The sequence below is a fragment of the Alcanivorax sp. 1008 genome (genome assembly GCF_020667895.1).
GTDB lineage: Bacteria > Pseudomonadota > Gammaproteobacteria > Pseudomonadales > Alcanivoracaceae > PGZG01.
In genome coordinates, this window is the sequence record NZ_JAFMPS010000009.1 from 42037 (window position 1) to 53886 (window position 11850).

The 11850-nt window shown below is 55.3% G+C and carries 9 protein-coding genes; 4 read left to right on the top strand and 5 right to left on the bottom strand.

Translation table 11 applies throughout. From position 1 onward, the window contains the following. Window positions 1-32 precede the first annotated feature (32 nt). Together J1C54_RS11230 and J1C54_RS11235 are read right to left on the bottom strand one after the other, a co-directional pair. Complete coding sequence (locus J1C54_RS11230; RefSeq protein WP_229147684.1) at window positions 33-1598, bottom strand: NAD(P)/FAD-dependent oxidoreductase; 1566 nt, start codon at window positions 1596-1598, stop codon at window positions 33-35. Between the two features lie 163 nt (window positions 1599-1761). Beyond that, on the bottom strand, window positions 1762-3726 hold the full coding sequence (locus J1C54_RS11235) for a hypothetical protein (protein ID WP_229147685.1): 1965 nt from the start codon (window positions 3724-3726) through the stop codon (window positions 1762-1764). A 250-nt stretch (window positions 3727-3976) separates the two neighbouring features. Here J1C54_RS11235 and J1C54_RS11240 point away from each other — a divergent pair, with 250 nt between their 5' ends. After that, window positions 3977-5530, top strand: a complete 1554-nt coding sequence (locus tag J1C54_RS11240) for an FAD-binding protein (RefSeq protein ID WP_229147688.1) — start codon at window positions 3977-3979, stop codon at window positions 5528-5530. Window positions 5531-5548: 18 nt separating this feature from the next. Next, the gene (locus tag J1C54_RS11245; RefSeq protein ID WP_229147690.1) at window positions 5549-6364 is read left to right on the top strand and encodes an SDR family oxidoreductase; all 816 of its coding nucleotides are present in this window, start codon (window positions 5549-5551) and stop codon (window positions 6362-6364) included. A gap of 8 nt (window positions 6365-6372) precedes the next feature. Here J1C54_RS11245 and speE read toward each other — a convergent pair whose 3' ends face one another. Continuing rightward, complete coding sequence (gene speE / locus J1C54_RS11250; protein ID WP_229147692.1) at window positions 6373-7224, bottom strand: polyamine aminopropyltransferase; 852 nt, start codon at window positions 7222-7224, stop codon at window positions 6373-6375. 195 nt (window positions 7225-7419) lie between these two features. Here speE and speA point away from each other — a divergent pair, with 195 nt between their 5' ends. Both speA and J1C54_RS11260 read left to right on the top strand, forming a co-directional pair. Further along, window positions 7420-9306, top strand: a complete 1887-nt coding sequence (speA, locus tag J1C54_RS11255) for a biosynthetic arginine decarboxylase (protein ID WP_229147694.1) — start codon at window positions 7420-7422, stop codon at window positions 9304-9306. Continuing rightward, window positions 9299-9748 carry a DUF4112 domain-containing protein gene (locus J1C54_RS11260; protein WP_229147696.1) on the top strand — a complete coding sequence of 150 codons (450 nt, stop codon included), beginning with the start codon at window positions 9299-9301 and terminating at the stop codon, window positions 9746-9748. The genes speA and J1C54_RS11260 overlap by 8 nt, the downstream gene beginning before the upstream one ends. 110 nt (window positions 9749-9858) lie before the next feature. On the opposite strand, the gene slyD is transcribed toward J1C54_RS11260, so the two are convergent. Both slyD and argH read right to left on the bottom strand, forming a co-directional pair. Further along, complete coding sequence (slyD, locus tag J1C54_RS11265) at window positions 9859-10344, bottom strand: peptidylprolyl isomerase (protein WP_229147699.1); 486 nt, start codon at window positions 10342-10344, stop codon at window positions 9859-9861. A 100-nt stretch (window positions 10345-10444) separates the two neighbouring features. Next, complete coding sequence (argH, locus tag J1C54_RS11270; protein ID WP_229147701.1) at window positions 10445-11830, bottom strand: argininosuccinate lyase; 1386 nt, start codon at window positions 11828-11830, stop codon at window positions 10445-10447. Between the last annotated feature and the right edge of the window lie 20 nt (window positions 11831-11850).

An 11850-nucleotide genomic window follows, 5' to 3' on the forward strand; every position in this document is an offset into this window, starting at 1 on the left:
CGGCTCTTTATTCTTCTGACTACGTTTTTAGGTCAGGCTTGTTTTGCCGTCTTTTTGCTAGCTGGCTTGCGCTGCGCTGCGCTGGGAGCTTTCTTGGTTTCCGCGGCCACCTTTACCGCTTCCACCGGCTTTGGTTTTTTCAACGCCGGTGGGTTACGGAACTCGAGAATGCCGTCATCGATCTTGGTGTAGCGCAACTGCGCCAGATCGAAGAAATAGTTCTGTTTGGTGGCCCACGGCGCCTTGTTCCCCTGTTTTGGGAAGATATGTTTGGCGCGCTGAATGTAGCCGGACTGCATATCAAGGAACGGTGACTCAGATACATTCGGATCACGCTGACGCGGGGTAACCTGACGTACACCCGTCTTGTCCATGTGATTCATCAGACGGCACAAGTACTCGCTGCTGATATCCGCCTTCAGAGTCCAGGATGCGTTGGTGTAGCCGAAGATCATGGCGGCATTCGGCACATCCGATAGCATCAGCGAGCGATAGGACATTGACTGGGTGATATCGATGGGCTTGCCATCCACCGCCACGTTGACACCGCCAAGCAGCTGCAAAGACAGACCGGTGGCACTGATGATGATATCGGCCTTCAGTTCCTTGCCGGACTTTAGCTTGATGCCGTCTGCGGTAAAGGTATCGATATGGTCGGTAACCACGGACGCCTTGCCTTTGCGAATCACCTTGAACAGATCGCCATTCGGCACCGCGCACAGGCGCTCGTCCCATGGATTGTAGCTGGGGGTAAAGTGGCTCATATCACCGTCTTTACCGAGCTGCTTCTCCACCATGCCAAGCAGCACCTTTTTCATAAACTTTGGCTGTGACTTGGACAGGCGGTAAATGCCCGCCTGAAGAGCAACATTGCGGCCGCGGGCGAGGTGATACACCACCTTCTCCGGCAGAACCTTGCGCAGCTGAACAGAGATCGGATCTTCCTGCGGCACCGTCGCCACATAGGACGGTGAGCGCTGCAGCATGGTGACGTGCTTGGCCTTGTCGGTCATGGCCGGCAGTAGAGTGACCGCGGTGGCGCCGCTACCGATGATCACCACGTTCTTGTCGGTGTAGTCGAGATTTTCCGGCCAGTGCTGCGGGTGAATAAAGGTGCCTTTGTAGTCATCCCGCCCTGGGAATTCCGGGGTGTAGCCTTCGGCGTAGTTGTAGTAGCCGGTACAGCTGATCAGGAAGTTGCCGCGCACTTTGGATTCGCTGCCATCCTTCTTCTGCACCGTCAGGGTCCACAGAGCATCGTCGCTGGACCATTCTGCGTTGACCACCTTGTGACCAAAGCGGATATGACGGCGCACACCGTACTCGTCAGCGGTTTCATTGATGTAGTTGCGGATCAGGTGGCCGTCGGCAATAACCTTGGGCTCGGTCCACGGCTTGAAGTTATAGCCGAGGGTGAACATATCCGAGTCAGAGCGAATTCCCGGGTAGCGGAACAGATCCCAGGTGCCGCCAATGGCGTCGCGGCCTTCCAGAATCATGAAAGTCTTGTTCGGGCAGTCCTTCTTCAGGTGCACCGCCGCGCCAATGCCGGACAGTCCGGCGCCAATGATGATCACGTCTACGGTATCGATGGCCATACTTACACTCGCCAATGTCAGGTTCAGATGAGCTGACCTTACCGGCGTGGCCCGATATGACGAAGGTCATTATGGGCCTTTCATGGGTCTGAACTGGCCGGGGTGACAAATTGGCCCGGTCGTCGGGGCCTTATTTGCTTCGATCATGGAGCAGAGCGCCCTGTTAGTCAGGTAGTGATATGTATCCTTTCTCATACATTTCAGTTTGATGCTTGTTCCAGTCCTGCTGAACCCTGTTGTTGGTGCGTTTCATATTTTCGTTGACGGTTGACCGCCACGCTTCAAGATCTTTTCGTTTCTGCTCTCTGCGCTCCATCTCTGCTATCCGCGCTGCATTTTCCTTTGCAAAAGCCGCTTTGGCCTGCTGCTGCCTTATGTACTCTTCCTGCGCGCGCTGCCTCTCGGCGACATGCTTTTGTAGTAGAATATTGGCGGTTGCGGGATTCCTTTCTACGTAACGACTTCTCTCGCTGTCCGTCGCGTAGCTGGAAAAAAGAAAGTCCTCAGCTATGTCTTTGGATACGTTAGCCGCCCTCTTCATTCCAGCCACATCCCCGGAATTCTTCGCTTTCCGGTAATCTATCCATGCCTGCCTGACCAGTTCGGCCTCCCGGGCTTCGGCGGCAATTCGTTCTTGCCTTTTTTCTTCTCGAATTGCGATTTTAAGATCATTCGCCGCTGCGTTAATGATATTCATACCTTCTTGGATCGAGGCAAATTCCTGCTTGGGAAGCGTTAAATGGAATTCATCAAGGGATATCCATTTGTTGCTGCCTAGTGGCTGCGCAAATAACCACCCGTCCGCGTGATAAGCAATGTCGTTCCAGAGCGGATCCGTCATGAGAGCGAAGTCCGCACTTGCTTTGCCCCAGGAATAGCCGCCAGCTTGATTGTCATAAGCGACCAGCCAGAATTTTGGCGCCAGACCCTCCCGCGTATTGCTGGTTACTTGCCCGCTTTCATTCAAGCGAACCATGATCTCAGCGGGCTTCACGCCCAGAGTACCGGGAGGGGCTTGAAATGTTCCGTCTTCCTGAAGAAAACCATATAGACCTTTGGTGCCCTGAAGGGGCCCGATGACATTCCAGATGACCCTGTGTTCTGTATTTGAAAGGCCTTGAGTGATGTCGGAATCCACCATGGGCTGGATTTTGAATTGCCCTGGCAGAAGTGTTTTGACCTCCTCCATCTTGTCGCCGCTAATGATGTGCAATTTATGAGTGCTTCTCCTCTCAATATCACTCCTGGCGTCTTTTGCAGCGATCTGCTCTGCCTGCGTCATTCTCTCGGGCGGTATGTTTTTCCTGTTGCCATACTGCATTACATAGGCCGTTGGGAAGAAAGAGTATGAATCAATAATGTCGGGCGTATATTTCAGTTTTGTTTCTTCATTGCTGACAAAAGCCAGATTGTTACCGGCCCTGAAAAGATAGTTCATATATTCTCTTGACCTTAAAGCGTATCCACCTCCCTTCTCTTCAAGAAAGTCGTGCTCGAAAGTCTGCTTCTCTACTTTGCCCCAGTGTTTCACTGTTACACCGTCCGCATTGATAAAGACGGCATTAATGTAGCCTGACCTGTCAGTGGGAATCTCGATAAAAAATGCGTCAGCATAGACGCGACCGTTTTCGAACTTCGTTTGATACGGGTGAACAAACACATCTTCAATGTATTTGGTGCCGGATGTATTTTGCGTAGAGCGAAAGGTAATAATTCCATACCTGTCCGTTTGCATAAAACCAATATCGACGTAGCAATCTTCTCGATTGACCTTTGCGCCGGGATATCTCAATCCATACGTCATATTGCCCTGTCTGGAGCCTTCTGATCCGACATCTTCGGACGCAGGATTTCTGCCATAGTATTTGCAAGATTTACCAGACGGCATCTTCCACAAAATGGTGTCTGCATTACCGGTGTGGTCCCTTTTCTCGACGACTGTTGTAGAGCCGGGCTTTGGCCGTTCACATGAAAATATTTGGTATGTGTTTTGTTTTTCAGAAATCGTTGCCACGACAGGACTGTCTTTGACACAGCTATACCAGGAATAATTGATTGGGGCGGAGCTGCACGCGGTAAGGAGGAGGGCAGCCGAAAACAAAGCCGCTTTTAGTTGAAGTTTGGACATCTTTGGCTCCGCTACCATTGGCCTTAAGGGACAGTTCCGAACAACTATACTATTGCTTTATCAAACAGTTCATTACCTCGCTGGGGCCGTGCGCCTACCCGAGCCCGATGGCGATATTGGTACCTTCGTCCTATTTACCTCTCCGGCAGCATAAGTAAGCATCGCTTGCCTGGCTTCAGGAGCGCCGGACGCTTGTCTGACGCGGTAATAACAACAATAGACCCGCCTGTGCGGGCACAGGACCGATACCATGACCGTAACCCTTCCTGCCTTGCTGGCGCGTGGCGCCACGCTGTCCCTGCTGTTGCTGATGTCCGGCTGCTACTGGGAAAACTGGACCAAGACCGAGTCGGTGGAGCCCCAGTATTTGGTGCAGCCGGAAAGTGCCGCGCAGCTGGTGGACTATGTCGGCCGGGCGAGCCGCGCTGGCAAGCGGGTGCGTATGACCGGTTCGGGGCACTCGGCCTCAGAGGTGGCGATTACCCGGGATGTCATGTTTACCCCGGAAAAGCTGAACAAACCGCTGGCGCTGGACCAAAGCCGCCTGAAGAACCCCAATGATCCGACCCTGGCCCGGGTCATGAGCGGCATCCGGGTGAGGGATCTGAACGCGTTTCTTGATGCCAATGGTCGCGCACTGATCAATATGGGTGGTTATGACGGTCAGACCATTGCCGGAGTGATGATGACCGCCACCCATGGTTCCGGTCTCGCCTACGGGCCCATGGCAGACCAGATCGTCAGTTTGCAGGTTGTCGGTGAGCGCGGCCGGATGATGCAGATCGAGCCGGCCAACGGCATTACCAACCCTGCTACCTGGCCTGGCTATCTGGAAGAAAATCGGAAAATTCCGGTTGAACTGATTCAGGATGACGACGCATTTAATGCGGCCCGGGTAGCCATTGGCTCTATGGGTGTGGTGTATGCAGTAACCCTGAAAACCGATCGCAAGTTCTGGCTGCGGGAAAAGCGTTGGAAGACCACCTGGGAGGAGCTGTCAGCGCCAGGCGGTGCCATTGAACGACTGATTGCCGGTCAGCCGGTTTATGCGGATCGTCCATCGCCGGAACATTGGGAGCTGCAATACAGCCCTTATGCCACCGCGGACGGCACCCATTCGGTGCTGGTGACCGAGCGTTACCGTTCCTATACGCCGCTGCCGGAACAGTCGCAGTCTCAGCGCGGCCAGCCCGGCACCGAATTTGTTTCTGGTTTGATTACCCTGTTTGAAAAGCCGCTGGCGTGGATTCTCAGCACCATTCCGAGTCTGGCGCCGACGATTCTCGAAACCACGCTGGATACCCAGCAGGATGATAATTTTACTAATGTCTCCTACCGCGTCTTCAATATTGGAGTGGTTAATTACACCGACGCTATCGCCATTGAGGCGGCCTTTGATATTCGCGACACAGTGGCCGGTATTGAGCGCTCATTCAGCCTGGCGCAATCCATGCTGGCCCGCGGCATTCCTCACACCGGCCCGATTGCGGTTCGGTTCGTAAAAAGCACGGACAACTTTATTGCCATGCAGCAAGGCCGCAATTCCATGTTCATGGAAGTCATTATGCTGGCGGACACGCGGGGCGCGCAGGATTTGCTGAAAACCTATCAGCGCACCATGCGCGATGAGTTCTCGGCGCGACCGCATTGGGGGCTGGATCTGAAGCTGCTGCAAAGTAGCGCGGAGGCGAGCGTCCTGTATCCCAAGTGGAACGACTGGATCACCCAGTTCCGTCGTTTCAACAAAGGCACATTCGACGGCAAGGTTACTGACCGGTTAGGCATTTCCGTCAAGCCACGCTAGATATCAGAAGGAAATGTAATGGCAGGCAAACTGAATTTTCGCGAGCGCTGGGTGCTGGTAACAGGGGCATCCTCCGGACTCGGTGAGGAAATGGCGAATCAACTTGCTGCCGAGTATGGGGCGAACCTGATACTAGTGGCGCGGCGAGCGGATCGCCTGTCAGATTTGGCCGCCAAACTGGAAAGCGCCCATGGTGTTCATTGCAAGGTGATCGCTGCAGATCTTTCCCGACATGGGGATGTGCAGCGTGTGTTTCATGAGGCAACCGCTGAGCATGAAATCCATGGCGTTATTCTTAACGCCGGTATTACCCATTTCGGCAAGCATCAGGATCTTTCCTGGGAGCGTTTTGAAACTCTACTGCAAACCAATTTGGTAGGCGTTGTCTGGCTGGTTAATAACTTTCTTCCCTACTTTGCAGGCAAAGGCATTGATGGGGCGATCATGTTAGTGAGCAGCATGGCAGGGATGATGCCAGTGCCGTATCAGGCCGCTTATGCGGGCAGCAAAGCGTTCCTGACAAACTTCGGTCAAAGCCTATCGGAGGAGCTGCGAGGGGAGGCGGTGTCGATCACAGTTTTCTCCCCAGGCGGAATTGCAACGCCCATGGCGCACAATAGTGATCTTCGCTACTTCGAGAACACCATGTTTCTTCAGGACGTAGCTTCCTGCGCGGCACAGGGGTTGGCCGCTATGGCAGCTCGCCGCAGGCTCTATGTGCCAGGGAAATTTAATCGCTTGCAGCTGTTCTCATCCCGATTTGTCCCGCGTGCATTCTCGGCAGCGCTAACAGGAGCGACTTACCGTAAGGCATTGAGGGCAGCGGGACACTAGGTCGGCGGTCAGCCCAGCGCTTTCTTCATAAACGGCGGCAACTGCAGCGCGCCCTCATGAATGCCGGCGGTGTAGTACTGGGTTTCAAAAGTTTTCCCAGCAGACGCATCCCGGCGGAAGCTGCCAACATCGCAGCCTTTACCGGCCATGGTGCAGCTCCACCATCCCGACGGATAAACCGGCTGCGGGAACGGCAGGGTCTGGGTGCTGGTGAAACCGGCTTCGCGCATGTTGGCGTGCAGGTCCTTAATGATGGTGTCAGCGTGCAGCAGTGGTGATTCGCTTTGCTGGACGATGATGCCGCCGTCGCGCAGCACACGGTGGCAATCACGGAAGAAATCCGCCTTGAACAGGCCTTCGGCCGGGCCTACCGGGTCGGTGGAGTCGACGATGATTATATCAACGCTGCCGGCTTCGCATTCCTGCATCCACTTCACACCGTCTATAAACAGCAGCTCGGCACGGGGATCGTTATTGGACTCGCATAACTCCGGAAAGTATTTCTCGGACATGCGGGTAACCATCTCATCGATATCGATTTGGGTGGCCTTTTCAACACCCGGGTGGCGCAGTACTTCGCGCAGGGTGCCGCAGTCACCGCCACCGATAATCACTACTCGCTTCGGGTCTGCATGGGCAAACAGTGCCGGGTGCGACATCATCTCGTGATAGAGAAAGTTGTCGCGGCTGGTGACCATGGTGCAGCCATCAATGGTCATCAGATAGCCGAAGGTGTCGGTTTCCCACATTTCGATATGCTGGTATGCGGTCTGCACCTGTTCCAGCTTCTTGGTCAGGCGCAGGCCAAAGGCGGTGCCAGCGGAGTCGAAATGTTCAATAAACCAGCGAGATTCGGTCATCGGGGCGGTACCTCTTGTGCTTGCCTGGTCAGGCGCAATGCGTGTCCCGGGGTAGGGGCAGTAAACGGGGCGCATTCTAGCCTGAATAAATGACCAATTCCTTACCTTCCGGCGGCTGGAGTTTTCAATGCGCAAGCCGCTGCTACTGGCGGCGCTGTGCGTCTATACTGCGTGCCATTATTGATTGGAGGTGCCATGAGTAGCTGGAGTACCGCAGACGCCCTGAGAATCTACAACGTGGACCGTTGGGGTGACGGCTATTTTGGTGTCGATAGCGACGGTCATGTCACGGTACGCCCGTGCGGCACGGATGATGGCCCGACCGCGCGGCTTGAGGATGTTTTGGCTGTATGCCGCGAGCAGGGGCTACGTAGCCCGGTGCTGGTGCGCTTCGGCGGCATTTTGCGGCACCGTGTGAAGATGTTGGCCGGTGCCTTTCGTGGCGCTATCAGCGCTCAGGACTACAAGGGCGGCTATACACCGGTTTACCCGATAAAGGTCAATCAACAGCGCCGGGTCGTCACTGAGCTGTTGCGTGGCGCCGAGGGTGATCAGGCGCTGGGATTGGAGGCTGGCTCAAAGCCGGAGTTACTGGCAGTGCTGGCCCTGTCCCGTGGTGCTGGTAGCACCATAGTCTGCAATGGCTACAAAGACCGGGAGTACGTTCGTCTTGCGCTGATGGGCGAGAAGCTCGGCTTCCGGGTCAATATCGTGGTCGAAAAGCTGTCCGAGCTGGCCATGATCCTGCGCGAGTCAGAGGACCTGGGTGTGGCGCCGCGTATCGGCCTGCGGGTCCGGCTAATGTCGATTAGCAAGGGTAACTGGCAGAACTCGGGTGGCGAGAAAGCCAAATTCGGACTGTCAGCAGCACAGCTGGTGGAGGCAGTAGAAATCTGCCGCGCCGCGGGCAAGCTGGACTGTGTACGCATGCTGCATTTTCATCTTGGCTCTCAGGTGGCCAATATTCAGGACATCAAGGCCGGTATGCGTGAGGCGGCGCGCTACTATCAGGAATTACGTGAGCTGGGAGCGGCGGTTGATACTATGGATGTGGGTGGTGGTTTGGGGGTCGACTATGAAGGCACTCGCTCCCGTTCCTACTGCTCAATGAACTACGCCATGGCTGACTATGCCTGGCATATTGTGCAGACACTGAAAGAGTTGTGTGACCGCTCCGGACTGCCCCACCCCCATGTAATTTCCGAATCGGGCCGGGCACTTACCGCACACCATGCGGTGCTGCTGGCCAATGTGATTGATCGTGAGACTCTGTCGATTAGTGATGTCTCGGTGCCTGCGGCGCAAGCCGCTGCGGAAGTGCAGTTGCTGTGGCAGCTGAATGAATCCTTGCGCGGCCCCAGTCCCAACTTGTTGGAGATCTATCAGGACGTGTTGGGGGCCTGGCAGGATATCCATCAGCGCTATTTGCTGGGTGAATTGTCGCTGACTGAGCGCGCAGTGGCGGAGCGGCTATATATCAACTGCCAGATTGCCATTCGTGAGCGCCTTGACGCATCGCGCAAGCATCAGCGCGCCTTGCTGGACGAGTTGAATGAAAAGCTGGCGGACAAGCTTTTCGTCAATTTCTCCGTATTCCAGTCGGTGCCGGATGTTTGGGGTATTGACCAGATTTTCCCGATTTTGCCGCTGTCCGGCTTGAATCGGATGCCAACCCGACGTGCCGTGCTGCAGGATATCACCTGTGATTCAGACGGCCGGATCGACCAGTATGTTGATGGCGAGGGCCTTGAGACCACGCTACCCATGCCGGATGGTGCTGATACGGAGTTGGGCATCTTTATGGTGGGTGCATATCAGGAAATTCTGGGTGACCTGCATAACCTGTTTGGTGATACGGATTCAGTGGACGCGGAAATTGATTCCGCCGGGCAGGTGCAGCTTGATCATGCCATTCAGGGCGATACGGTCAGTAGCGTACTGCGCCTGGTAAATTATGATCCGGAAAAACTACTGGATGCCCTGCGCAGCCATTGCGAGAAAGCTTCGCTCAGCACCGAGCAGCGGCAGCAGTTTGTGTTGGAAATGAGTGATGGCCTAGCGGGGTATACCTACCTTGAGTAAAAGAAAGGAACACGAATACCGTCAGGCGTTAGCGCGTCTGGACAAGTATTCCAAAATGACCGATTCGCAGTTCAGTATTCCATTTACTGGCATTCGTTTTGGCGTTGACCCGATTCTCGGTTTGCTTCCAGTGATCGGTGACTTTATTGGTCTATTACTATCACTGCCGGTGTTGATCGAAGCCAACCGTATCGGTGCGCCGGCAGAGCTTAAGCGCAAGATGATCCGCAATATGATTATCGAAGCGGTGATGGGGGTGGTGCCGGTAGTTGGTGATGTATTCGATATCTACTGGAAAGCCAATACTCGTAATACCGCATTGCTGCGCGGCTGGATCAAGTCCCACATCGTTCCGGAGAAAACCACGGAGCCAAAAGAGTGGCTGATGATTGTTGTGCTCGGATTGCTGCTGGTCGCTCTGTTGGCCTGGCTGATCCTGTAGCGTTGGCTTCAGTCAGGGCTTCTTACAGCGCAATACGCTTAATAAAAAAACGGCCCATAAAGGGCCGTTTTTTATTCTGGCTGATGCAGCCCCGGCGGGGGTGCGTCAACTCAGTGGTGATGACCGCCTTCGCCATGAACGTGGCCATGCTCCAGCTCTTCTTCAGAAGCTGCACGCACAGCAGTCACTTCAATGGCAAAATTCAGCACTTCGCCAGCCAGCGGATGGTTGCCATCTACGGTGACGGTGTCGCCTTCAATCTTGGTGATGGTGAACAGGCGAGGGCCGGCACCGGTGTCAGCCTGAAACTGCATGCCTGTCTCCAGGTGATCAACACCCTGGAAAGCTTCCCGCGGAACTTCCTGGATCAGTTCAGCGTGATGTTCGCCATAGCCGTCTTCTGGATTGACGGATACATCGAACTTGTCACCGGCGCTTTTGCCGGTAAGGGCGTTTTCCAGCCCCGGAACGATGTTGCCATGGCCGTGCAGATAGGCCATTGGCTCGCCGTGTTCAACCGACGAATCAACCTTCTCGCCAGCCTTGTTGGTCAGAGTGTAGTGGATAGATACCACCATATTTTCAGCAATTTGCATCTGTATCTCTGCTGCGGTCGTGGGTTTGAGGGGTTTATCCTACCGGTCTGACGGCGCCCTGCCTACCGCTGCTGGTCGGCAGGGCCGTCGTTGCCGCAGGTCAGAGCAGCTGGCGGGAGCGTGATACGGCGGCGCGAACTTGCTCTGGCGCGGTGCCGCCGATGTGGTTGCGCGCACTGACGGAGCCTTCCAGTGTCAGCACATCAAATACATCTTCACCGATCTCGTTACTGAACTGCTGTAGCTCGCTTAGCGACATATCAGCCAGATCTTTTTTGCTGGCGACGCCATGGGCAACAGCCTTGCCTACAATTTCATGGGCATCACGGAAGGCGATGCCTTTGCGCACCAAGTAGTCGGCCAGATCGGTGGCCGTGGCAAAGCCGCGGCGCGCCGCTTCACGCATGATTTCGCGGTTTGGCTCGATCGCCGGAATCATATCGGCGAAGGCACGCAGGCAGCCTTTCAAAGTGTCAGCGGCATCGAATAGGGGTTCTTTATCTTCCTGATTGTCCTTGTTGTAGGCCAGCGGCTGCGACTTCATCAGGGTTAGCAGTGCAATCAGATGGCCGTTAACGCGGCCGGTCTTGCCTCGCACCAGCTCTGGCACGTCGGGGTTTTTCTTTTGCGGCATGATAGAGCTGCCGGTGCAGAAACGGTCCGGCAGATTGATGAACTGGAACTGTGCAGAGGTCCACAGCACCAGCTCTTCGCTCATCCGCGACAGATGGGTCATGCACAGTGCGGCCAGAGCGCAAAACTCGATGGCGAAGTCGCGGTCACTCACCGCATCCAGTGAGTTAAAGCAGACTTCATCAAAACCCAATAGCTCGCGGGTGCGCTCGCGGATAATCGGATAGGTCGTGCCAGCCAGTGCCGCAGAGCCCAATGGCATGCGGTTAACCCGTTTGCGGCAGTCAGCAAGACGCTCGCGATCGCGCCGTATCATTTCAAACCAGGCCAACAGGTGGTGGCCGAAAGTGACTGGCTGGGCGGTCTGCAGGTGGGTGAAGCCGGGCATGATGGTGGCGGCTTCACGCTCAGCCAGTCCAAGAAAGCCTTCCATCAGGCGCTTCATTTCGCCATCGATAAAATCGATTTCATCACGTAGCCACAAACGGATATCGGTGGCTACCTGATCGTTGCGTGAGCGGCCGGTATGCAGCTTTTTGCCGGTGATGCCGATGCGGTCGGTGAGGCGTGCTTCAATATTCATGTGCACGTCTTCGAGAGCTACCGACCACTGGAACTCGCCGCGTTCGATTTCACCCTTGATGGTGTTCAGGCCCTCAATGATGGCGTCTCGCTCCGCATCGGTGAGCACGCCCGCTTCCGCCAGCATGGTGGCATGGGCGATGGAGCCGCGGATGTCCTGAGCATACATGCGCTTGTCAAAATTGACGCTGGCGGTGAAGGCCTGGACAAAGGCATCGGTGGACTCGGTGAAGCGGCCACCCCAGAGCTGGTTCTGTTGGGTATCGGTCATGATGGTCAGGCTCGGCGGAT